The organism is Allobosea sp. P4_E12 (assembly GCF_056401655.1).
The window spans coordinates 236214-258699 of the sequence record NZ_JBFUIY010000001.1; the positions used below are offsets into that span (position 1 = coordinate 236214).

25 protein-coding genes and 1 riboswitch are annotated in these 22486 nt (G+C 65.4%); of the genes, 13 read left to right on the plus strand and 12 right to left on the minus strand.

Features of this window, described 5'->3' with window-relative positions:
- Positions 1–95 precede the first annotated feature (95 nt).
- Entirely contained in the window at positions 96–560 is a 465-nt protein-coding gene (locus AC1DW9_RS01115) for an Lrp/AsnC family transcriptional regulator (protein ID WP_441489413.1), read from the minus strand.
- A gap of 86 nt (positions 561–646) precedes the next feature.
- On the opposite strand from AC1DW9_RS01115, the gene AC1DW9_RS01120 reads away from it, so the two are divergent.
- The 3 genes from AC1DW9_RS01120 (at position 647) to AC1DW9_RS01130 (ending at position 3722) form a co-directional block, all read left to right on the plus strand.
- Positions 647–1630, plus strand: coding sequence for a mitochondrial fission ELM1 family protein (locus AC1DW9_RS01120; RefSeq protein WP_441505263.1), 984 nt, complete (start codon positions 647–649; stop codon positions 1628–1630).
- Positions 1631–1722: 92 nt separating this feature from the next.
- The gene (gene trxB, locus AC1DW9_RS01125) at positions 1723–2688 is read left to right on the plus strand and encodes a thioredoxin-disulfide reductase (RefSeq protein WP_476775156.1); all 966 of its coding nucleotides are present in this window, start codon (positions 1723–1725) and stop codon (positions 2686–2688) included.
- A 143-nt stretch (positions 2689–2831) separates the two neighbouring features.
- Positions 2832–3722, plus strand: coding sequence for a LysR family transcriptional regulator (locus tag AC1DW9_RS01130; RefSeq protein ID WP_043233503.1), 891 nt, complete (start codon positions 2832–2834; stop codon positions 3720–3722).
- Positions 3723–4046: 324 nt separating this feature from the next.
- On the opposite strand, the gene AC1DW9_RS01135 is transcribed toward AC1DW9_RS01130, so the two are convergent.
- A complete protein-coding gene (locus AC1DW9_RS01135; RefSeq protein WP_476775157.1) occupies positions 4047–4607 on the minus strand; it encodes an NADPH-dependent FMN reductase in 561 nt (186 codons plus the stop codon).
- A gap of 128 nt (positions 4608–4735) precedes the next feature.
- Here AC1DW9_RS01135 and AC1DW9_RS01140 point away from each other — a divergent pair, with 128 nt between their 5' ends.
- Positions 4736–5080, plus strand: a complete 345-nt coding sequence (locus AC1DW9_RS01140) for a winged helix-turn-helix transcriptional regulator (RefSeq protein WP_441505367.1) — start codon at positions 4736–4738, stop codon at positions 5078–5080.
- Between the two features lie 9 nt (positions 5081–5089).
- Here the strand turns inward: AC1DW9_RS01140 and AC1DW9_RS01145 are convergent, their stop codons facing one another.
- The 4 genes from AC1DW9_RS01145 to AC1DW9_RS01160 form a co-directional block, all read right to left on the minus strand.
- Complete coding sequence (locus AC1DW9_RS01145; RefSeq protein WP_476775158.1) at positions 5090–5656, minus strand: methylated-DNA--[protein]-cysteine S-methyltransferase; 567 nt, start codon at positions 5654–5656, stop codon at positions 5090–5092.
- 26 nt (positions 5657–5682) lie between these two features.
- Positions 5683–6639, minus strand: a complete 957-nt coding sequence (gene msrP / locus AC1DW9_RS01150; protein ID WP_476775159.1) for a protein-methionine-sulfoxide reductase catalytic subunit MsrP — start codon at positions 6637–6639, stop codon at positions 5683–5685.
- 166 nt (positions 6640–6805) lie between these two features.
- Complete coding sequence (gene leuB, locus AC1DW9_RS01155; protein WP_441489419.1) at positions 6806–7915, minus strand: 3-isopropylmalate dehydrogenase; 1110 nt, start codon at positions 7913–7915, stop codon at positions 6806–6808.
- A gap of 282 nt (positions 7916–8197) precedes the next feature.
- On the minus strand, positions 8198–9787 hold the full coding sequence (locus AC1DW9_RS01160) for an ABC transporter substrate-binding protein (protein ID WP_441505260.1): 1590 nt from the start codon (positions 9785–9787) through the stop codon (positions 8198–8200).
- A gap of 156 nt (positions 9788–9943) precedes the next feature.
- A riboswitch (TPP riboswitch) is annotated at positions 9944–10055 on the plus strand.
- 66 nt (positions 10056–10121) lie between these two features.
- On the opposite strand from AC1DW9_RS01160, the gene thiB reads away from it, so the two are divergent.
- The 3 genes from thiB to AC1DW9_RS01175 are packed head-to-tail and all read left to right on the plus strand — an operon-like array spanning position 10122 to position 13378.
- Complete coding sequence (gene thiB, locus AC1DW9_RS01165) at positions 10122–11141, plus strand: thiamine ABC transporter substrate binding subunit (protein WP_441505259.1); 1020 nt, start codon at positions 10122–10124, stop codon at positions 11139–11141.
- Between the two features lie 4 nt (positions 11142–11145).
- Complete coding sequence (locus AC1DW9_RS01170) at positions 11146–12687, plus strand: ABC transporter permease family protein (RefSeq protein WP_441505258.1); 1542 nt, start codon at positions 11146–11148, stop codon at positions 12685–12687.
- On the plus strand, positions 12680–13378 hold the full coding sequence (locus AC1DW9_RS01175) for a thiamine ABC transporter ATP-binding protein (protein ID WP_441505257.1): 699 nt from the start codon (positions 12680–12682) through the stop codon (positions 13376–13378). Before AC1DW9_RS01170 ends, AC1DW9_RS01175 begins: the two co-directional genes overlap by 8 nt.
- A 15-nt stretch (positions 13379–13393) precedes the next feature.
- Here the strand turns inward: AC1DW9_RS01175 and AC1DW9_RS01180 are convergent, their stop codons facing one another.
- The gene (locus AC1DW9_RS01180) at positions 13394–13795 is read right to left on the minus strand and encodes a RidA family protein (RefSeq protein ID WP_441489424.1); all 402 of its coding nucleotides are present in this window, start codon (positions 13793–13795) and stop codon (positions 13394–13396) included.
- Positions 13792–14970, minus strand: a complete 1179-nt coding sequence (locus AC1DW9_RS01185; protein ID WP_476775160.1) for a lytic murein transglycosylase — start codon at positions 14968–14970, stop codon at positions 13792–13794. The genes AC1DW9_RS01180 and AC1DW9_RS01185 overlap by 4 nt, the downstream gene beginning before the upstream one ends.
- A gap of 137 nt (positions 14971–15107) precedes the next feature.
- Here AC1DW9_RS01185 and AC1DW9_RS01190 point away from each other — a divergent pair, with 137 nt between their 5' ends.
- The 4 genes from AC1DW9_RS01190 to AC1DW9_RS01205 all read left to right on the plus strand — a co-directional run bounded on the left by AC1DW9_RS01190 (position 15108) and on the right by AC1DW9_RS01205 (position 17024).
- Positions 15108–15368 carry a SemiSWEET family sugar transporter gene (locus AC1DW9_RS01190; RefSeq protein ID WP_476775161.1) on the plus strand — a complete coding sequence of 87 codons (261 nt, stop codon included), beginning with the start codon at positions 15108–15110 and terminating at the stop codon, positions 15366–15368.
- 70 nt (positions 15369–15438) lie between these two features.
- Positions 15439–15795, plus strand: a complete 357-nt coding sequence (locus AC1DW9_RS01195) for a DMT family protein (RefSeq protein WP_476775162.1) — start codon at positions 15439–15441, stop codon at positions 15793–15795.
- A gap of 5 nt (positions 15796–15800) precedes the next feature.
- Positions 15801–16562, plus strand: coding sequence for a class I SAM-dependent methyltransferase (locus AC1DW9_RS01200; protein WP_441489428.1), 762 nt, complete (start codon positions 15801–15803; stop codon positions 16560–16562).
- Positions 16563–16721: 159 nt separating this feature from the next.
- On the plus strand, positions 16722–17024 hold the full coding sequence (locus tag AC1DW9_RS01205; RefSeq protein ID WP_069879702.1) for a hypothetical protein: 303 nt from the start codon (positions 16722–16724) through the stop codon (positions 17022–17024).
- A gap of 17 nt (positions 17025–17041) precedes the next feature.
- Here AC1DW9_RS01205 and AC1DW9_RS01210 read toward each other — a convergent pair whose 3' ends face one another.
- The 3 genes from AC1DW9_RS01210 to AC1DW9_RS01220 all read right to left on the minus strand — a co-directional run bounded on the left by AC1DW9_RS01210 (position 17042) and on the right by AC1DW9_RS01220 (position 20669).
- Complete coding sequence (locus tag AC1DW9_RS01210; protein WP_476775163.1) at positions 17042–18175, minus strand: PQQ-dependent sugar dehydrogenase; 1134 nt, start codon at positions 18173–18175, stop codon at positions 17042–17044.
- A 49-nt stretch (positions 18176–18224) separates the two neighbouring features.
- Complete coding sequence (locus AC1DW9_RS01215; RefSeq protein ID WP_476775164.1) at positions 18225–19529, minus strand: NAD(P)H-dependent oxidoreductase; 1305 nt, start codon at positions 19527–19529, stop codon at positions 18225–18227.
- 165 nt (positions 19530–19694) lie between these two features.
- A complete protein-coding gene (locus tag AC1DW9_RS01220; RefSeq protein WP_476775165.1) occupies positions 19695–20669 on the minus strand; it encodes a Bug family tripartite tricarboxylate transporter substrate binding protein in 975 nt (324 codons plus the stop codon).
- 141 nt (positions 20670–20810) lie between these two features.
- On the opposite strand from AC1DW9_RS01220, the gene AC1DW9_RS01225 reads away from it, so the two are divergent.
- Positions 20811–21623, plus strand: coding sequence for a crotonase/enoyl-CoA hydratase family protein (locus tag AC1DW9_RS01225; protein WP_476775166.1), 813 nt, complete (start codon positions 20811–20813; stop codon positions 21621–21623).
- 60 nt (positions 21624–21683) lie between these two features.
- Here the strand turns inward: AC1DW9_RS01225 and AC1DW9_RS01230 are convergent, their stop codons facing one another.
- Positions 21684–22163, minus strand: a complete 480-nt coding sequence (locus AC1DW9_RS01230) for a YaiI/YqxD family protein (protein ID WP_476775167.1) — start codon at positions 22161–22163, stop codon at positions 21684–21686.
- Between the two features lie 133 nt (positions 22164–22296).
- Between AC1DW9_RS01230 and AC1DW9_RS01235 the strand changes: the two genes are divergently transcribed.
- Positions 22297–22482, plus strand: a complete 186-nt coding sequence (locus AC1DW9_RS01235; protein ID WP_441489433.1) for a hypothetical protein — start codon at positions 22297–22299, stop codon at positions 22480–22482.
- Positions 22483–22486: the final 4 nt, after the last annotated feature.

The window sequence follows — 22486 nt, forward strand, 5'->3', positions numbered from 1 at the left end:
GCTTGGACGAAATCGTCCAAACGCAGCGTGATCGATTCTCATAGTTTAGAGCATGCGTGATGCGAAAAGCCGTTGCCACTTTTTCGCAGCATGCTCTAGCCGAACGGTACGATCGGCTCGTCCTTGACGCGGTCAAGCGCCAGGGCCGTGCGCACATTGCGGACATTCGGCAGCGCAGTCAGCTCTCCGACGAAGTCCTGAAACGCCTTCAGGTCAGGCGCCACGCATTTCAGGATGAAATCGATGTCGCCCGAGAGCGTCCAGCATTCGCGCACGGCACCCCACTTGCGGATGCGCTCCTGGAATATCGCGAGATCGGCCTCGGCCTGGCTGGCGAGATGCACGAAGGCAAAGCAGACGACCTCGATCCCGAGCTTGCGCTCATCGAGTTGCGCCCGATAGCCGGTGATCAGCCCCGCTTCCTCGAGTGCCCGGACACGCCGGAGGCAGGGCGGCGGCGAGATGCCGACCCGGCTCGCCAACTCGACATTGGTCATGCGCCCGTCGGCCTGTAATTCGCGCAGGATACGCAGATCGATTTCGTCGAGTTTGGAACGCACACAGATCCCCAGAGCAAAGTCGCGCTGGTGTAGACGCAGCTCCCACGCGATACAAGGCGTCCCAACCACTGCCGCGGAGCCTGCTCTTGCCAGTTGAACCGATCCCGACGATCTGGGTCCTCACCGACGGCAAGGCTGGCGACGAGATACAGTGCCTTGGCGTCGCCGAACGGCTCGGCATCACCCCAGAGATCCGGCACATCGCCCCCGGTCGCCCCTGGAGCTGGCTGATGCCGCGCGGGCCGATCGATCCTCGCGAGGCCTCCCACAGACCTCAAAGCCCGATCCGCCCGCCTTTCCCCGATATCGTCGTCGCTTCGGGCCGGCGTGCCGCCGCCTATTTGCGTGCGGTCAAGAAGGCCTCGAAGGGCAGGACCTTCACCGTCTTTCTCAAGGATCCGAGGATCGGAGCCGGAGCAGCCGACCTGATCTGGGTCTCCGAGCATGATCGCCTGCGTGGCCCAAACGTGCTCGTCACCGTGACATCGCCGCACCGGCTCTCCCCCGGCCAGCTCGCTCAGGCCAGGCAGAGCCCGCCGCCGGCCATCGCCGCCCTGCCCCGACCGCGCGCTGCGGTCATGGTGGGCGGCGACAGCCGGCATCATAGCTTCCAGCCCGATGACATCGTCCGTTTCGCGAACGCACTCGATGCGCTCGCGGGCTCGGGCGTTGCCCTGATGGGCTCGCGCTCGCGACGTACGCCGGATGCGCTCGACAAGGCCATTGCCGAGGTCTTCGCGCGCCATGGCGGCTGGTGGTGGGATGGCACGGGCGCCAATCCCTATGTGCCGCTGCTCGCCAATGCCGATACCGTGGTCGTCACCGCAGACTCGACCAATATCGTCGGCGAGGCTGCAGCCACCGGCGCCCCCCTCCTCGTCTTCGAGCCGCATGGCGGCCACAGCAAATTCGCTCGCTTCCTCGAGGCGCTGAAGCGGCAAGGCGTTGTGCATCATTTCGAGGGACGGCTTGATGGCACCCGCTATGACCCCATAGACTCCACCGGCGTCATCGCGGAAGCGGTGCGACAGGCTTGGTTGCGGCACCGCGCCGAACTCGGCCTCGCCTGAGCATGAGCGGGCCTGGGCTTGCGTCCGCCGCACGAGACCGTATCTGACGGAACGAGGACGCAGCGCCACGCTGCGCGAAAAGGACCGAAACCATGGCTCATACCCATGCCCGCGTAATGATCATCGGCTCGGGCCCCGCCGGCTATACCGCCGCGATCTATGCGGCCCGCGCGCTGCTTGAACCGGTGATGATCTCGGGCTTCCAGCCTGGCGGCCAGCTGATGATCACCACCGATGTCGAGAACTATCCGGGTTTTGCCGACGTGGTTCAGGGGCCGTGGCTGATGGAGCAGATGCGCGCCCAGGCCGAGCACATGGGCACCAAGATGGTTTCCGACCATATCTCGAAGGTCGATCTGTCACAGCGCCCGTTCCGGCTCTGGGGTGATGGCGGCGCCACCTATAGCTGCGATGCCCTGATCGTGGCCACCGGCGCCCAGGCGAAGTGGCTGGGTATCCCCTCGGAGCAGACCTTCCAGGGCTTTGGCGTCTCGGCCTGCGCCACCTGCGACGGCTTTTTCTTCCGCGGCAAGGAAGTGGTCGTCGTCGGCGGCGGCAATACCGCGGTCGAGGAAGCGCTCTATCTCGCCAACCTTGCTGCGAAGGTCACCCTGGTGCACCGGCGCGATTCGCTGCGGGCCGAGAAGGTGTTGCAGGATCGCCTGTTCAAGCATCCCAAGGTCGAGGTCGTCTGGGACAGCGAGATCGCCGAGATCTGCGGCGGCACGCAGCCGCCGTCAGTCACGCATCTGCAGCTCCGCAACCTGAAGACGGGCGCAGAGAGCGAACTGAAGACCGACGGTGTCTTCATCGCCATCGGCCACAAGCCGTCGACCGAACTCTTCACCGGGCAGCTCGCCATGCGTGAATCAGGGTATCTCGACGTGGCGCCCGGCACGACGCAGACCAACATCCCCGGCGTTTTTGCCGCGGGTGACGTCACCGACGAGCATTACCGCCAGGCGGTGACGGCCGCGGGACTGGGCTGCATGGCCGCGCTCGATGCCGAAAGATGGCTTGCCGCCAACGTCACGGAACAGCGTGAAGCGGCCGAATAGGCCGAAAAAGACAACCCATCACGATTGTTGATGGGTTGTCTCACGAGATTCAGTGTGAAAAGAGGCCCCGTCGGCAAAGCAATCGTTGACGTTCCTGCGTTTTACCCCCCAACATGCACGAAACGCATAACGGGGGAAACGCGGTGGATTGGGACCGCATCAGGATTTTTTATACCGTCGCAGAATCCGGCAGCTTTACCAAGGCTGGCGACGTACTTGGTTTGAGTCAATCCGCCGTTAGTCGGCAGATTGGCGCGCTTGAGCGTGAGCTGCGTGCACCGCTGTTTCACCGCCATACGCGCGGGCTCATTCTCACCGAGCAGGGCGAATTGCTCTGGCGCGCGGCACGCGAGATGACGCAGCGCCTGGAGCGTACGCGCGCCCAGCTTTCGGAGACGCGCGAGCATCCATCGGGCGAGCTGAAGGTCACCGCGACACGCGGTCTCGGCGGCCATTGGCTAACCCCAAGGCTGGCGGAGTTCCTCGATCTCTACCCCGACATCAAGGTTGACCTCATCCTCACCGATGAGGAACTCGACCTCTCGATGCGCGAGGCCGATATCGCGATTCGCCTGCGCCAGCCGCAGCAGCCGGACCTGATCCAGCGCAAGCTCTTCACCGTGCATTTCCACGTCTATGGCTCACCGGCCTATATCAAGCGCTTCGGTGAGCCGAAGAGCTACGAGGATCTCGACAATCACCGGCTCCTGTCCTTCGGCAGCACCTCGCCGTCCTATCTGACCGCCGTGCACTGGCTCGGAACCCTGGGCCGCGAACAGCGCAACCCACGCCCGATCCATCTCACCGTGAACAACATCACGGCGATGAAGCGGGCAGTCGACAGCGGCGCGGGCATCGCGGTGCTGCCGGACTATCTGATCGAGACCGGCTCACCCCTCGTCCAGCTCATGCGCGAGACTGAGATGCCGCAACTCGAAAGCTATCTGGTCTATCCGGAAGAGATGAAGTCGGTGGCCAGGGTGCAGGCATTCCGCGACTTCCTGATCCAGAAGGCCCAGCGCTGGACCTACTAAACGGCCGGATGCCCCGGCTATGCGCGCAGCGCGGGTATCCCGCGCTGCGGCGAACGCATGCTTTCAGCCATTTAGGCTAAAATTTGTCGCACATAATGATAGGTCATGCAGTTTCCGCATAGCGGCCCCAAGCTATGCTGCATTGCAAAACGGCACGTGCTGCCCGATATAGCAATCACGGTTGTTCGGAACGGGCTCCGCATTCTCCTCCCGGCGTTGAGTTCGTTCCAGCCGTTCCCCTCTGAGATGTTTGGCGGTAACGCCGGATGTTTCAAACTTCAAAGGCCAGCTCCCTCGGGACGCTGGCCTTTTTTTCATGCGTGGTTATGCAGCCCGGCGCGCGAGCAGGCCCGCAAGTTCGGCGAGTTGGTCGATGAAGGCCTGCAGGAAGGCGCGGGTCGATTCATCGGGGACATCGCCGGCCTCGTCGACCAGATTGGGCTTCAGGCCGATATAGGCCTCGCCGCCCATAACCAGCGCACCAAGATTGCCAAGAATCACCCGCAGATGCTGCTGCGCTATCGCGGCACCGATCGCTGCCGGGCTCGTGCCGGCGATGGCGACAACCTTGCCCCGCCAGGAACTCTTGCCATAGGGCCGCGCCGCCCAGTCGATCGCATTCTTCAGCAGCGCGGGAATCGAACGGTTATGCTCAGGTGTAACGACGAGAACGGCGTCGGCAGCCGCGATCTCGTTCTTGAGGCGCGTCGCGCTTGCCGGCCAGTTCGCCTCGAGATCCTGATTGTAGAGTGGCAGATCGTCGATCGTGATGACGCTCGCCTCGAAGGCGCCGGAGCCGAGTCGCGACAGCGCGACGGCGAGCTTGCCGTTGATGGAATCCTTGCGTGCGCTGCCAATGATGACGGCGAGCTTCAGCTTTGCCATGGGAGTTTTCCTTGGTTACAAAAAGAGACCGAGGCTCAATAAATGCCTGTGTCAAAGCCACGCAAGGAGGCACAATTTTGTCACCAGAGAACCTGCATGTGCCTCACGAGTGCCGCGCCGTTGGCGAGATGCTGTCCCGCGTCGGCGACAAGTGGACGATGCTGGTCGTAGATCTGCTCGGCGGAGGGCCGAAGCGCTTCACCGAGATCAAGCGCGCGCTCGGCAGCATCTCGCAGCGCATGCTGACGCTGACGGTGCGCAATCTGGAGCGCGACGGCCTCGTCACGCGCACACAGTTCCAGACGATTCCGCCACGCGTCGATTATGAGTTGACCGAACTCGGGCACTCACTGCGCTATCCCGTCAAGGCGCTCAGCGATTGGGTCGTCGCGAACCGGCGCGACATCACGGCCGCGCGGAGCCGCTTCGACGAAGCGCAGGAGCCGAAGCGCAAGCTTCTCAAACTCGCCTGAGAGAAAAACTCAGCGCCGCCGCGCTTCCAGCGGCAGCGAATCGAACAGGCTCGGCACAGCGCTGGTGCGCGCCTTCTCGATCGTCAGCATGCGCAGCTTGGTCTCCACCCCGCCATCGGCTGAGAAGCCGCCGGTCTTGCCGTTGGCCGCCAGGACGCGGTGACAGGGCACGATGATGGGAAAGGGATTCTCTCCCAACGCGACACCAACAGCGCGCGCTGCGCCCGGCTCTCCGATCCGCGCCGCGACTTCGCCATAGGTCAAAGTTTCGCCTGGCGGGATGCTCAGGGCAACGGCATAGACCTTTCGGTTGAAGGCCGAGAGACCGTCCATCTCGATAGGCAGGTGAGCAAGATCCCGCTTCTCTCCCCGCAGCAATGCCATGATCGCGCCAATCGCATCCTGCACGAACGGCGGAGCAGCGCTTTCGACAGCCTCCGGATAGCGCCGAGCCAACCGCTGGCGGGCTCGCGCCTCATCCTGCTCCGGCAGTTGCGCACCGATCAGGCGTTCGGCATTCCAGACCAGCGCGCAGGCGCCGATTGCCGTATCGAACAGGCAGAAACCCTGGCTCATCACGCCTCCCGACGGAAGCGGCGGCCTCAGACGTAGAGCCGCTCGCCTTCAAGCCCTTTGTACATCGCTGCGACCTGCTCGCCATAGCCGTTGAAGAGCAGTGTCGGTCGACGCACGCGCGAACCGAGAACCTGCTCGCTGGCCTGGCTCCAGCGTGGATGCGGCACCTCCGGGTTCACATTGGCCCAGAAGCCGTATTCCGACGATTGCAGAGCCTCCCAGAAGGTCTTGGGCCGCTCGGCGACGAAGCTGATCCGCGCAATCGACTTCACCGATTTGAAGCCGTACTTCCACGGCGTGATCAGGCGAACCGGCGCACCATGCTGATTCGGCAGTGGCTTGCCGTAGATCCCCGTCACCATCAGCGTCAGGTCGTTATTCGCCTCCGCCATAGTCAGCCCCTCGGTATAGGGCCAGGGATACCAGCGTTGCGTCTGCCCGGAGGCGACGCGCGGGTTAAGGAAGGTTTCGAACTTGACGTATTTGGCACTCGAGAGCGGTTTCGCCAGCGCCACCAGGGCCTTCAGCGGAAAGCCGGTCCAGGGCACGGCCATTGCCCAGCTCTCGACGCAGCGGAAGCGATAGAGCCGCTCCTCAAGCGGCATCTTGCGGACGAGATCGTCGAACCCGATCTCGAATGGCTTCTCGACCATGCCGTCGATCGCGATGTTCCAGGGCCGCGTCGGCAGCTTCTTCGCCGCACTGACGACATCCTTGGACATGCCGAATTCGTAGAAATTATTGTAGTTCGCCGCCAGCTCCTCGTCGGTCACCGGCCGGTCGAGCGTGTAGCTCGCATTGCGCTTGGCAGGATAGAGATCGAGCGTCGGATCCGCGCCTTGCGCGGCTGCGATCTGGGGCAATGTACTCCCGGCGATCAGCCCCGCGCTCCCGCCGAGAAAGGCCCGGCGGTTCATGGCGATATGTTCGGGAGTGGCCTGGCTTTCGGGCAATTCCCAGCCAGGGCGGCGTTTGATCAGCATCGACGGACATGCTCCGTTTCAGAGAGCGAAGCTTAGTCCACAGATGAGCTTCAAGTGCAATTCACGAGGGGGAGAGGCATCGGGCCCCTCACCGCATGGCTCCATGCATCCCGGCCCAAGCGAAGCGCAGGACCGGGATGACGTCGGAGTGTTTGGAGTGGACGCGTCAGCCGCGCGCTTCCAGCGCCTTGACGATCGCATCGCCCATCTCGGCGGTCGAGACGGCATTGGCGCCCGGCGCGGCGATGTCCTTGGTGCGGGTGCCGGCGCCAAGCACATCGGCGATCGCGCCTTCGAGCCGGTCGGCCGCCTCGATGGCGCCGAAGGAGTAGCGCAGCGCCATCGCAAAGGAGCCGATCATCGCGATCGGATTCGCCAGGCCCTTGCCGGCAATGTCGGGAGCCGAGCCGTGGACGGGCTCGTAAAGCGCCTTGCGCTTGCCGGTGGCCGGATCTTCAGCACCAAGCGAAGCGGAGGGCAGCATGCCGAGCGAGCCGGTCAGCATCGCCGCGACGTCGGAGAGAATATCGCCGAACAGGTTGTCGCAGACGATGACGTCGTACTGCTTCGGCCAGCGCACGAGCTGCATGGCGCAATTGTCGGCGAGCACATGCTCGAGTTCGACATCCCGGTAGTCCTTGGCGTGCAGGGCCGTGACCGTCTGCTTCCAGAGCACGCCGGTCTTCATGACGTTGTGCTTCTCGGCCGAGGAGACCTTGTTGCGGCGGGTGCGTGCCAGCTCGAAGGCGACGCGCGCGATGCGTTCGATTTCGGGCGTGGTGTAGAGCTGGGTATCGACGCCGCGCTTGGAACCGTCCTCCAGCGTGACGATCTCCTTGGGCTCGCCGAAATAGACGCCGCCGGTGAGCTCACGCACGATCAGGATGTCGAGCCCCTCGACCACCTCGGGCTTGAGCGAGGAGGCGGAAGCCAGCGCCGGATAGCAGATCGCAGGCCGCAGATTCGCAAACAGGCCAAGATCCTTGCGCAAGCGCAGCAGGCCGGCTTCGGGGCGATGCTGATAGGGCACATCCGCCCATTTCGGGCCGCCCACAGCGCCGAACAGCACCGCATCGGCATCCTGGGCGAGCTTCATGTCGCCTTCCGAGATCGCCGCCTTGTGCGCGTCATAGGCAGCGCCGCCGACAAGTCCGCGCTCGATGGCGAAGGAGGCGAGGCCCTGCCTCTCGAACCAGCCGACGATCTTCTCGACCTGGCCGGTCACTTCGGGACCGATGCCGTCGCCCGGCAGGAGGAGGAGCTTGTGGGTCGCCATGGTCGCCTCACGCGTTTGTCGGATGTTGCTGGGGCCAGAGCGGCCTTGCCGGGCTGATTAGGCGGGGAACGGGAGTGACGCAAGCGCAGCCGCGGGGCAGCGCGCCTGCGCGGCAAGCAGAAGCTGTACGATCGGCACCAGCATCGAACCGCTTCACTCCGGCCGGAGTGAAGCGGAGAGCTGGAAGCCGTCGCAGAGCGCGACGATGGTTTCCGGATCGGAGCCGCTAGCGCAGTGCCTCTGGCATCAGCCAGTATCCCGACGGCAACGGGTGCTCCGTCCTCAGGCCTTCTTCTCCATGTTCCAGAAGAACTGGACGGGCGAGAGCACCATGCCGGTCAGGCTCTTGCGATAGGCCATTGGCTGCTGCACCAGCCCCGCCGGCGCATAGGGCACCGTCTCGAAGGCGCGCTTCTCGATCGAGGCGGCCAGCTCCTTCTGCTTGGCCACCTCAGGCGTTGCAATCCACTGATCGCGCAGACCTTCCAGCGTGGCATCCTCCGGCCAGCCGAACCAGGCGGCAGGGCCATTGCTGCGCAACAGCGGATGCAGCGCGGGATTGAGCACGTCGGCGCCCGACCAGAGCGTGTGGAACACCGACCAGCCGCCCTGGTCCGGCAATCCGCGGTTGGAACGCCTGCCGATGAAGCTGGCCCAATCGGTCGCGACCAGATCGACAGTCATGCCGAGCTTCTTCAGCAGTTCCTGTGTCACCAGGCACTGGTTATAGGCGATCGGCTGGTCGGCGGGTGCCAGTAGCAACACCTTCTCGTTCTTGTAGCCGGCCTCCTGCAGCATGGCCTTGGCCCGCTCCAGATTGTTGCCGAGTGCAGCCTGTCCGCCCGCTCCGGTCGACATCGGCGAGCCCGGCGTGAAGAAGGTCTTGCACTCCTTGTAGTAGTCCTTGCTGCCGACGACCGCCTCCATGTAGTCGGTCTGATCGATTGCCATCATCACCGCCCGGCGGATGCCGGGATTGTTGAAGGGCGGCTGCAGATGGTTGAAACGCATCAGCAAGATCAGTCCCAGCGGCACGTTCTCGATCGCGATCTCGGGATTGCTCTTGAGCAGGGGCAGGAGATCGACCGGCGGCTGTTCGTACCAGTCGACCTCGCCCTGCATCAGCGCGCCGACTGCGGCTGAAACCTCGGTCAGCGGCAACCATTCGATACGGTCGATCTTGGCGACCTTGCCGCCAGCGGCCCAGGACGGAGCCTCCTCTCGTGGCCTGTACTTGGCGAAGCGCTCATAGATCGCGTTCTGGCCCGGCACCCATTGCTTGTCCATGAAGCGCCAGGGTCCGGAACCGATCGCCTCCGTGATGTTCTTGGTTGGCTCCATCATGGCCACGCGCTCGGGCATCATGAAGGGCACGTTCGAGGAGAGCTTGCCGAGCGCGTCCGGCAGCATCGGGAAGGGCTTCTTCAGGCGGATGGCGAAGGTGCGCTGATCGACGACATCGTAACCCTCGACGAATGTCGCGAAAGTCTGCCCGAAGGCATCGCGCGCCGACCAACGCTTGATCGAGGCAATGCAGTCCTGCGCCCTGACCGGCTGCTCGTCGTGGAACATCAGTCCGTCGCGCAGATGGAAGGTCCAGCGCAGCCCGTCCGGCGCAGTCTCCCAGCTCTCGACCATTTGCGGCTGGATGCGGAACTGCGCGTCCGTCGCAAAGAGGGTATCATATATCAGATAGCCGTGATTGCGGATAACATAGCTCGTAGCGACGATCGGATCGAGGGAGGGCAACGGCGTTGACGGAATGAAGCGCAGCGTATTGGCGCGCGACTGCGCGCGCGACGGAAATCCAACGAGGCTGGAAGCGGTTAAAGCGGAACTTCCGGCCAGAATCTGACGGCGATTGAGTCGCATTCGGCATCCCCTTGCTCTTGAGCTTTCGCGCCTGGCGCGCCTGCCTTCTGTTAAGCAAGAGATATACCAGCATGACCATGCGGCCAGACGCAATGGCCCTTGCGATGGCCAGGCGGCATCAACTGGACTCGCCCCGGCCCGCTCGCTATTCCCTTGACCGTCTCAACGGGGTGCCCGGCGATTTCGGGCTGAGAGGGAAGCGCAGGGCTTTCAACCCGTCGAACCTGATCCGGATCGTGCCGGCGGAGGGATTGAGCACTGGCGTCTCGCATCCGGAGACCGCCTTCCCTCTCGACCGTCATGGCCTGCCGTCGAATGCATGCGGGGTGACGCCATGACCTTTCTGAACAACCGGTTGACCCGGATCGCCGCCGCGCTCTCGGCGCTCCTGCTCGCGACGCCGTCCATGGCCCAGGAGAAACCGGCACTGACGGTCTACACTTATTCCTCCTTCACCGGGAAATACGGTCCCGGCGCGAAAGTGAAGGCGGCCTTCGAGGCGCAATGCAGTTGCACGCTGAACTGGGTCGCAAGCGATGATGCCGGCTCCCTCGTCGCGCGCCTGAAGCTGGAGGGTGAGGCGACCAAGGCCGATGCCGTGCTCGGCCTCGACATGAACCTTGCTGCAGAAGCCAAGGCGACGGGACTGTTCCAGCCCCATGGCCAGGACCGTGCCGCGCTCACTTTGCCCATCGCCTGGACTGACGATACCTTCCTGCCCTTCGATTGGGGGCATCTCGCCTTCGTCTATGATTCAACCAAACTTGCCGCGCCGCCCACCAGCCTGAAGCAGCTTGTCGACGATCCGAATGGGCCAAAGCTCGTGCTGCAGGACCCGCGCACCAGCGCGCCCGGGCTTGGCTTCCTGCTCTGGATGCGATCCGTCTATGGCGACGGCGCTGACGCCGCCTGGACCAGGCTCAAGCCGCGCATCGTCACCTTCACCAAGGGCTGGTCCGAGGCCTACGGACTCTTCCTCAAGGGCGAGGCCGACATGGTGCTCTCCTACGCGACATCGCCGGCCTATCACATCGGCGCCGAGAAGAAGACGCAGTACAAGGCCGCCCCCTTCAGCGAAGGCCACTATCTGCATGTCGAACTCGCCGGCATGACGCGCACGACGCGGCAGCCGGAACTCGCCAAACGCTTCCTCGCCTTCACGCTTTCGGACGCCTTCCAATCGCTGATCCCGGAAGGCAACTGGATGATGCCGGCGAAACAGGCGACAGGTGGACTGCCGGCTTCATTCGCCGATGTCGTCAAGCCGGAACGAACCTTGCTGTTCACGCCGGACGAGGTGCGCACGCAGCGCCGAACCTTCATCGACGCCTGGCTCGCCGCAGCGAGCCGCTGAGGCCTTGCTCCGCCCGGCCACGCTCACTGCGCTTGCCATCCTTGCGCTCGCCGGCGCCTCGCTCGCCGGGCTGGCGCGAGCCGGCGGCGACGTCGCGGCCCTGTCGTCGCTCGGCCCCTATCTCGCTCGCCTCGTCGCAGGAGCGACCGTCCAGGCGGGCCTGTCGATGCTGCTCTCGCTTCTGCTGGGCACGGCACTGGCGCTTGCCTTGCTGCGCCGCCGCTTCCCAAGCCGCAACCTCCTGCTCGCCGTGCTGACCGCCGCCGCCGTCGCACCGACGATCGTGATCGTCTTCGGCGTCATCGCGATCTATGGCCGTTCCGGGTTGCTCGGCGACCTGGCGCGTGCCGTCGGTGCTGAACCGCCGGCGATCTACGGGCTCCAGGGTATCCTGATCGCGCATGTGCTGATGAATACGCCGCTGGTGACGCGCACGCTGCTTCAGGCCTTCGGCCGCGAACCGGGCGAGCGGAGGCGCCTGGCGTCGGCACTCGGCTTCTCCGCCGCCGATTGTTTCCGGCATCTCGACTGGCCCGTGATCCGGCGCGAAGCCCCGGCGCTAGCCACCTTCGTCTTTCTGCTCTGCTTCACGAGCTTTGCCGTCGTGCTCTCGCTCGGTGGCGGGCCTGCCAATGCGACGCTGGAAGTCGCGATCTACGAAGCGGTCCGTTTCGAGGCCGATTTCGCCCGCGCGGCCGCTCTCGCCAGCCTCCAGCTTGTGCTCTGCCTCGGACTTGCGACTGCGCTCGCCGCACTCGCGCCGGCGGCCCGCGACGAGGCAAGTGCCGAGCGCCATGCGGTGCGCCCCGATATCCTCGCCCCTTCCCTGCGGCGGCTGGACTGCCTTGTTCTCATTCTGGCGACGGCATGGATCGCACCGCCTCTCCTCAGCATCGCAAGCGGCCTCACAGCCGTACCGATGCTCGCGACCGCCGAATTCGCATCGGCTGCCGCGACGAGCGCGGCGATCGCGCTTGGCGCTGGCCTCCTCGCCTGCCTGTTTGCCGTACTGCTCGCCAGCGCCGCGCGCGGACGCCGGCCGCGCCCGGGACTTCCCGACCTTGCCGCCTTCACCATGCTTGGCCTGCCGCCCTTCGCCTTCGTGGCAGGGCTGTACGTCCTGACCCGCAACCTCGCCGATCCCGCAATGCTCGGTCTGCTGCTTGTGCCGCTCGTCAACGCCCTGATGGCGCTGCCCTATGCCTATCGGCTGCTGGCACCGCCACTCGCGACCAGCGCCGAGCGCCATGGAAGACTGGCAGAGAGCCTCGGCATTGCCGGCTGGACCCGGCTGCGTCTCGTCGAATGGCCAGCCCTGCGCGCACCGCTGGCGGCCGCATTCGCCTTTGCCACGGCGCTCTCGCTCGGCGATTTCGGCGTCATTGCTCTGTTCGGTGGCGGCGAGCTCACCACCTTGCCCTACCTGCTGGCGAACCGCCTCGGCGCCTATCGCATGGATGAAGCGGGAGCGCTGGCGCTCGTGCTGGTGCTTTCCGCCGGGGGGCTCGCCTACCTGACCGAGCACTGGAGTGCGCGTCATGCTTGAGCTGGCGGGCCTGTCCCTCAACTATCCCGGATTCGAGGCGCGCTACGACCTCGTCATTCCAGCGGGCGCGCTCTGCGCCGTCATCGGCCCGTCAGGCGGCGGCAAGACCACGCTGCTCCATGCCATCGCCGGCTTCGAACAGCCTGCGGCCGGAACCCTCCGCTTTGCCGGCGCAGATCTGCTGCCGCTCGCACCAGCCAGACGACCAGTCTCGATCCTGTTCCAGGATCACAATCTCTTCCCGCACCTCACGGCAGCTGAAAACGTCGCGCTTGGACTGAAACCGTCACTGCGGCTCGACGCCTCCGAGCGCGAGCGCGTGGCAGCTGCGCTGGCCGCGGTCGATCTCGCCGGCTTCGCAGCCCGCCGACCGGCGGAACTCTCGGGCGGTCAGCGTCAGCGCGTCGCCCTCGCCCGCGCCCTCCTGCGCGGCAAACCGCTGATGTTGCTCGACGAACCGTTCGGCGCACTCGACCCCGGGCTACGCCGCGAGATGATCGAGCGCGTCGATGCGCTGCGCCGCGAACACGGCCTCACCGTGCTGATGACGCTGCACACGCCGGAAGAGGCGGCCGGCCATGCCGACCTTTTTGCCTTCGTTAGGAATGGCCGCGTCGAAGCATCCGGCCCGTGGACGCGCCTGACGGCGTCGGACGGACCAGAGCCTGTCAGGCGCTTCCTGGGCATCTGAAGCGCGCCGTCCCGACTAACCGCGCAGCCGGGCCGTAATTTCGATCTCGATCTTCATCTCGGGCTTCAGTAGCCCGGATACGACATAGATGCCGGCCGCTGGCCGGATCTGCCCGAAGATTTCGCCGCAGACGGTGAGAACCGGTTCGCAATAGCTGCGATCCGTGACGAAATACTGCGCGCGCACGACGTTGGCGAGTGCAGAGCCCGCTTCGGTCAGGACCGCGTCCAGCGTCCGGAAGATGTTGCGCGCCTGTTCCGCCGGATCCTCCGGCATCGTCATGGTGACATAGTCATAGCCAGTCGTGCCCGAGACGAAGACGAGGTCGCCATCGACCACCGCCCGCGAATAGCCGAAGGCGAGCTCGAACGGCGAACCGGTGGATATCAGCCGGCGCTTCGGATCCAACATCGTCATCCCCGTCCACCCTTGAGCGCGCGCAACACCTTGGCGCCCGGCCGGCCGGTCTGCGGCATGCCGATCTGCGATTCGATTTCCTTGATGGCGGCCCTGGTCAGCGAACCGACGGCGCCGTCCGGCTCGCCGACATTGTAACCCCGCGCGCTCAGCAGGCGCTGCAATTCGCGACGCTGCTCGCGCGAGAGCGGCGGATCGTCGGTCGGCCAGTCAGCCTGGATTCCCGGCCGGCCGCGGATGCGGTCCGAGAGCAGCGATATGGCAAGTGCGTAGGAATCCGCACCGTTATAGCTGTAGGCCGCGTCATAGTTCTTGAAGACCAGGAAAGCCGGACCATTGCGGCCGGCCGGCATCAGCAACCCGGCATTGCCCGAGCCGGACAGTCCCGAGCCGTCATATTTGACGATCCCGCGTGCAGCCCAGGATGAGAGCGGCTGCTTCGGATTGCGCCCGGTCGGACCGGAATAGCCGTTGGGGACGCGCACCTCGTAACCCCAGGTCGCGCCAGTCACCCAGCCGGCCTTGGCCATGAAGTTGGCGGTCGAATGTAGTGCGTCGGGAATCGAGTCGACGAGATCGCGCCGTCCATCGCCATCGCCATCGACGGCGAGCCGCATATAGGTCGAGGGGATGAACTGGGTGTGGCCGAAGGCGCCGGCCCAGGAACCCATCAGGCGGTCGGCCCGGACATCGCCGCGCTGGATGATCTGCAGCGTCGCGATCAGCTCACCCTTGAAGAACGCGTTGCGACGCGGTGCGAGACAGGCGCCGGTCGAGAGCGCCTGGACGAGGGGCATCTTTCCGCGCGCCTTGCCGAAATCGCTCTCGACGCCCCAGACCGCGACGATGGCATGGCGGTCGACGCCAAAACGCTGCTCGGCCGCGGCGAGGGTCGAGGCATGCTGACGCAGCATGTTGCGCCCCTCCGCCACCTTCTCCTCATCGACCAGCGTGCCGAGATAATCCCAGATCGGAGTCTTGAACTCCGGCTGGTTGTTCATCGCCTCGATCACCTTCATGTCGGGCGTGACGCCCGCCATGGCCCGGTCGAAGGTGGCGCCGGACACGCCTTTCGCTGCAGCCTCCGAACGCAGGCCGGCAATGCAGGACTGGAAGTCCGCCTGGGCGCCGGACGCGAAGAGGATGAGCGGAAAAGCCAGTTTGAATGCGCGCATGAACCCACCGAAACCCAAGGAATGACGCAAAACTAGGGCCGAATGGTTAAAGGAGATTAACCATGCGCGAACTGCGCGCAAAAGTCGCAAAAGACGGCTATGGCAGGGGCCTGACCTGATTCGAGGCGATGCCGCCCATGCCTGTCGCCACAACCGAGCTCCTCGGCTTCACCGCAGCCGCGCTGACGACCCTGTGCTGGCTGCCCCAGGCCTGGCACACGATCCGGACCCGGGACACACGCGCGATTTCGCTCTGGACGCAGATATTCTTCGCGCTCGGCATTATTCTCTGGCTGGTCTACGGGCTCCTGCTGATGTCCTGGCCGCTGATCGGCGCCAATGCCGTGACATTGGTGCTGGTCCTCACCATCCTGACCATGAAGCTGCGCTACGGCTGAACCGGCTCTATCGGGAACCCCGCACGCTGGTTAGGCTTTCTGTAGACACAGCCTCGGACCGCCAATCCCCATGCCAACCCTCTCCACCGCCCATCTCCTGCCGACCGCCATGCTTGTCGGCTCGAATGTCTTCAAGACCTTCTCCTGGTATGGCCATCTCAGCTACAAGAGCACCGCGATCTGGCTCGCCATCCTCGCCAGCTGGATGATTGCACTGCCGGAATACATGCTCGCCGTCCCTGCCAACCGCATCGGCAATGCGGTCTATTCCGCCGCCGAGCTGAAGACGATGCAGGAGGTCATCCCCCTCACCGTCTTCGCCGGCTTTTCCGTGCTCTGGCTCAAGGAGCCGCTCGGCCGGAACCATGCGATCGGTTTCGCGCTGATTGCGGCCGGTGCCTTCTTCATCTTCCAGGGCAAGGCGTAAGCAGGATGGCCAATCTCCCTTCGCCCGGACATCCCGCGGTCTCCGCCTATCTCGCCAATGGCTATGACGGAGTCGTCGGCATGTCGTCCCGCTTTGCCGCGGCGATCTGCGCGCGGCTGCTGCGCCTGCAAACCGAGGAAGGGCTGCATGGCCCGGTTGCCGAGATCGGCGCCTTCGAGGGACGCTTCTTCATCGCTCTCGCCCATGCGCTCGAGCCGGGCGAGGTCGCTCTCGGCATCGATATCTTCGAGTGGCCGAATCCGGAGGTTGAGCAACGCTTCGAGGCGAATTGCCTGAAGCACGGCATCGGCCCCGAGCGGCGCGTCACGATCAAGGGCGATGCGGGAGCGATGGCGCCAGTCGACCTGCTGAAGCACACCGGCGACGCGAAGCTGCGTCTCATCCACATCGACGGCGAGCATTCCCGCGTGGCGCTCGCCAGAGATCTCGCACTCGCCACCGCCTGCCTGGCCGATGGCGGGCTGATCGTTCTCGATGACATGCTGCATCCCGGCTACCCGACGTTGATGGTCGCGGTGCAGGCCTATCTCGATGCACACCCTCAGATTGTGCCGCTCTGCATCATCGACCGTGAGACGATTGTCGGCGCCACCAAATTCGTGCTCTGCGAGCAGCACTGGTTCGAGCGCTATCAGGCTCGGATGCTCGATATCTTCAAGGAGCAGATCTGGCCGCTGGGCGCCGACTTCGAACCGCATTGGTGCCTGGTGCTGTCGCTCGACACCCGGCTGGCGGACATCACCTGAGCTGCCGGCGCACTGCCTGCCGTATGTCATTCCGGACACGCCGCCATAGCGCTGCCGTCCGGCACGTCGGGTCGGTGCCGGGCTCAAGAATGGTTTCCGGCCTTCAGCTTCGCTGCGGCCGGGATGACCGTATCACCCCGACCACCTAGGAAGACTGCCGTGAAGAAAGCGATCCTCGTCGCCCTATCCATCTTGAGCCTCTCGACGCCGGCGCTCGCCGGCCCGACCTGCAGCCCGAGCGACGACCGCGCCAGGATCCTCGCCTCCGCCAGCACAGGCGACGTCCACCCAACCTGGCGCGGCGGAAAACATGTCGGTTACGGCTGGTCGCTGCAGGTCAAGCGCAACGCCCGCGACGACGCCGGTACGTCCTATTATGTCGGGGATCTCTATGACACGCGCGGTCAGCTCTCGACGCGCAATGCCTTCGTCATCGAGAACGAATGGGATTGCGGTCCCTGACGCGCCCGCTCCGGCGCTTACCGCGCCGGCCTGACCCGCAGGATCTTGCCGTTGGCATCATCGCTCAGCAGGTAGAGATAACCGTCGGGGCCTTGCCTGACGTCACGAATGCGCTCGCTGAGCGTGGTCAACAGCCTCTCCTCGCCGGTGACCGTCTCGCCCTGTGTCGAGAGGCGGATCAGCATCTGCCCGGCAAGGGCGCCAACGAAGAGAGAGTTTTTCCAGGCCGGCCAGATTTGCCCGGTATAGAAGGTCGCGCCGGACGGCGCGATCGACGGGTCCCAGTAGAACAGCGGCTGCTCCATACCGGGTTTCGATGTGCCCTCACCGATCTTCGCGCCGGAATAGTCGATCCCGTAGGTGATCACCGGCCAGCCATAGTTGAGCCCGGCCTTCGGCGTGTTGATCTCGTCGCCGCCGCGCGCGCCGTGCTCTGCGGTCCAGAGTTGCCCGGTCTCTGGATGCAGCGTCGCGCCCTGCACGTTGCGGTGGCCGATCGACCAGATCTCCGGTTGCCAGCCCTCCTTTTTTGGATTGCCCGCCGCCGCCTTTCCCTCCGGGCTGATCCGCAGGACCTTGCCAAGGTGATTGCCCGGGTTCTGCGCCTGATCGCGCTGGCTGAAGCGGTCGCCCACCGTGACGAACAGCGCGCCCGTCCGGTCGAAGACCAATCGCGAGCCGAAATGCATGTTGCTGTTGATCGTCGGCATCTGCCGGAAGATCACGCTCATCCCTTCGAGCGCGGTGCCGCCCGCATTGAGACGCCCGCGCGCGACGCTGGTGCCGTTTCCATTGGCGCGCGGCTCCGCGAAGGAGAGATAGATCTGCCGGTTATGGGCAAATTGCGGATCGAGCGCGACATCGAGCAGCCCGCCCTGCCCGCGTGCCATGACGCTCGGCACACCCGCGATCGGCCGCGAAATCTCGCCCGCGGCGGAAACCAGCCGCAACCGGCCCGGCCTTTCGGTCACGAGCATGCGCCCGTCAGGCAGGAAGGCGAGGCCCCAGGGATGCTCCAGACCGCTCGCCACCGTCTCGACGACCAGCTCGCCCGCGCTCGATGGGAAGCGCTGCTGGGCATCGGCCGTCGCCGACAGTGCCAGGACTGAAAGCGTGGCGCTGAAGCAGGCGGCAAGAACGCTGTGGCGCATGGAACTCTCCCTGTCGTAGCGGAACGTCAGTGAGGCAAAACGCGCGGAATCACCACTCGGTTGCTTCGAGCTCACGCCGAAGTGAAACGATCGCCTGGGTCTCGTCGAGCGCGACGTCGTCGCTGGTCACGGCCTGGCCGGCCGCGACATCCCGTTCGAGCTTGACGCCATGCGCGAGCCCGATCGGCAGGGCGCGGACTTCGCGGCTCGCCCGCGCCGGCATCAAGCGGCCATAGACCGTGTATCCGCCCTCCCCGTCCAGCATCTCGCCGGCCTTGAGGTCACGCTTGGCCACCGCAGCAGCGTCTCCGCGCCACTCGCGGGTGCTGCCGGTCGGCTCGCCGCGCAGGGCCGCGTTGAGGACCGACATCGAAAGCTCCAACCCGATCAGGTGGAACGGCTTGTACATCGCCGCATATTGGCCGGTGGAATCGGTCGGCAGGCCGTATTGCTTGAAGCAGGCCGCGGCGTAGTCGTTCGGCGCCTTCAGCACGACATAGACGCCCCAGCGCAGGTCGCGAAACACAGGCCGCCCGTTACGCTCGAGCGAAGACACCACTTCGACCATGCCGTCGCGATCGAGTTGCCCCCCGACCGCCTTCGGCCGCAGCACATGGGCAAGGTCGTCGACGCCGACGGGCGGGAACGCGAGGCCGGCCTCCGGCACGTCGAGCCCGCAGGCATTGGCGATCGCCGCCATCTCTATCGCCGACTTCGTTCCATCGAGGAAGGAGTTGAACATTTGCGGGTTCATGCCCGCCGCCTTGGCCGCCTCGGGCGTCAGCCCGTAATGGGTCCAGACATCGTCCGGCGTGACCTGATGGTAGGCCGGCAGATATTTCGTGCCCTTGCCAGCCGCGGCAACCGTGAATCCGGTCGCACGCGCCCAGTCGACCATCTCCGAGACAAGCGCCGGCTGGTCGCCATAGGCCATGGAATAGACCACGCCCGCGGCCCGAGCACGGGTCGCGAGCACCGGGCCGACCAGCACGTCAGCCTCGACATTGACCATCACCACATGCTTGCCGGCGGTGATCGCCGCCAGTGCATGGTGTGCGCCGGCGGCCGGATGGCCGGTTGCCTCGATGACGACCTCGATACCGTCCATCGCAGCCGCCTCGGCGCCGTCCGCGACATAGCGGGTCGCCTCGATGCGGGCCTCGTCCCAGCCGACCTGCCGGCACGCGCGCTTCGCCCGCTCGGGATCGAGATCGGCAATGACAGCGACCTCCAGCCCCGCAATATGGGGCACCTGCGACAGGAACATCGAGCCGAACTTTCCGGCCCCGATCAGTGCGACGCGTACGGGCTTTCCTGCATCGCGGCGGGTGGCGAGAAGTGGCATCAGATTCATGACGACGCTCCGGTGTTCAATGATCTCGGGCAGAGTCACGCGCGTCGATCCGGCGACAGCGACGCCGCCAGCCCGGATCCGTCATGGGATGCACGACGGATTCGGGGCTCGAGCGGCCAGGCCACATGCCCGGAATGACGGAGGCGGACTGAACGATAACGCCGGTTATTCCGGCTTCACGCCGGCATCGGCGATGATCTGCTTCCAGGTCGCGATCTCCTGGAGGTGATAGGGCTTGAACGCGGCGGGATCGCGCACCTTCAGTGTGAAGCCGAGCTTGAGGATCGCCTCGGTTATGGCAGGCTTGGCGATCGAGGCCATGACTGCCTTCGAGAACGTGTCCAGGATCGGTTGCGGAACCGCGGCAGGTGCGAAGAATGCCGCCCAGGAATCGGCGTCGGCATTGCTGACCCCCTGCTCGCGCAGGGTGGGGATATCCTTGGCGCGCGGATTCCGCTCCGGGCTCGCCAAAGCCAGCGCGCGCATGCTGCCGGCGTTGATCTGCTCCAGCACGCTCGGCAGCGTCGAATTGGCGATGTCGATGCGCCCGCCGATGATCTCCTGCACCAGCGGCGCGGCGCCGCGGAAGGGCACATGCGTCATCTTGATGCCGGTGCGCTGCATGAACAGCTCCATCGCCAGATGCGAGCCGGAGCCGACGCCGGTGGAGCCGTAGTTCAGCTTGTCGGGATCCGCCTTGGCCAGCGCGATCAGCTCGGCAATGGTCTTGGCCGGCAGGTCGTTGCGGACGACGAAGGCGTGCTCGAAGGCGCCCACGCCGCAGAGCGGCGCAAAATCCTTCACCGCATCGTAGCCGGGCTCCTTCAGCAGGAACATGTTGTTCCCATGCGTCTGGTTGTTGCCGAAGATGAAGGTGTAGCCGTCCGGTTCCGCCTTGGCCACGGCGCGCGTGCCAACCGCCCCCGATGCACCGGCACGGTTGTCGACCAGCACGTTCTGGCCGATCGAGGTCGAGAGATCCTGCGCGACGAAGCGGGCAATGGCGTCGGTCGGTCCACCCGCCGGATAGGGAACGACCAGCGTGATCGGCTTCGACGGAAACGTCTGCGCCCGAACGATGGCCGGAGCAAAGGCGGCACCGGCAATGATGCCGAGCGTGGTGCGGCGGGTCAGCGACATGAAAGTCCTCCGGGGTGCCCGATTTGGAGACTGGGCTTGCCGCGAGAATTACGGGCAAAGGCGCCATGCGTCCAGCGGCAGGTGCCGGCGCCGCGGGAGGCTGTAGCCTGCGCTCAGCGAGCAACGGGGAACGAGCCGCCCATGACCATCCGCATCGAACGCGACGGTAAGGTCGCGACCGTCATCCACAGCCGCATCGAGGCCCGCAACGCGATGGATCCCGACAGCGCCGAAGCGCTGACGGCCGCCTTCCGCGAACTCGACGCCGATCCTGAAACCGGCGCGATCGTGTTCTGGGGCGAAGGCGGCGCCTTCTGCGCCGGCTGGGACCTGAAATATGCGCAGGCCTTCACCGATGCAGAGCGCTTCCGCACGGAGATCGTCGAGGGACTGGCTTTTCCCCACGGCGGTGGCCCGGCCCCACGCGGCCCGATGGGCCCCTCGCGGCTGGAGATGGGCAAGCCCGTGATTGCCGCCATCGAGGGCCCGGCCGTCGCTGGCGGGATGGAACTCGCACTTTGGTGCGATGTCCGGATCATGGCCCAGGACGCCTATTTCGGCGTCTATTGTCGGCGCTGGGGTATCCCGTTGATCGACGGCGGCACGGTGCGCCTGCCCCGCCTTGTCGGCCAGGGCCGTGCGCTCGAGATCATCATGACCGGGCGCAAGGTCGCAGCCGACGAAGCCCTGCGGATCGGGCTCTGCGAGACAGTGGTCCCGCGCGGAGAAGCCCGCGCCGCCGCCGAGGCAATGGCGCAGCAGATCGTCCGCTTCCCACAGGGCGCCATGCTGGCCGACCGCCGCAACGCGATTGCCGGGCACGGCCTCGGCGTCCGCGAGGCGCTGGCGCGGGAATGGGCTGGAGCCGTCGAGACCATCGTCAAGGACGGTGCGGCCGGAGCCGGACGCTTCGCCGGCGGCAAGGGGCGTGGCGGCGACTTCGAGGATATTTGAAGGCTGCCTCTGTCTCGGCCGGGCCGGAATGGCACGCGGTTTCAGCTCGGTCGCCAGGCCCTACTCGCCGAACCCCGCCCGCTTCAGCCGCTGCACCGCGACGTCGAGTGCCTGCAGGAAGGCTGACCGGTCCTTCTGCGAGAAGGGTTTCGGCCCGCCGGTCACCGCCCCGGCGGCACGCAGATCCTCCATCATGTCGCGCGTCGCCAGCGCCATGCCGATCGAGGCTTCGGTGAAGGGTTTGCCTGTCGGCCCGATGACATCGGCTCCGGCCTTGATGCAGCGATCGGCAAGCGGGATGTCGGAGGTGATGACGATCGCACCGCGCGCCACCCGCTCGGCAATCCAGTTATCGGCAGCATCGAACCCGTCGGATACGATCACCCGTTCGATCCAGCTCTCCCGCGGCACCATCATGAAGCTGTTGGCGACAACGAAGACCTTGAGCCCATGCCGCTCGGCCACGCGATACACCTCCGGCTTCACCGGACAGGCGTCGGCATCGACATAGATCGCGATGGTGCTGGGGCTTGGTTCCATGGGGGTCAGCGCATCGCAGGGAACGGCAGGGCATGCAAGGACGGCTTTATGCCGGCCTTATGCGGCAGCGCGTCTTCCACATCGCAAGCTTAGCGGGAGCGGACCTACATCTCGACCATCGATGGAGGTCGAGATGACGACTGATACCGCCTACGCCCATACCTCTCACCAGCGCCGCGCCCGCGCGGTCTATCGCACTGTGGCGAAGAAGCGGCCGGCGACCGGCCTGCTCGCGGCAGAGCTTGCTGCACTGGCCTGCTTTGCGCTCGCGGCCGCCGGCTTCATCGGCCTGCGCGCCTGGCTGTTCCTGCCGAATTGAGCGC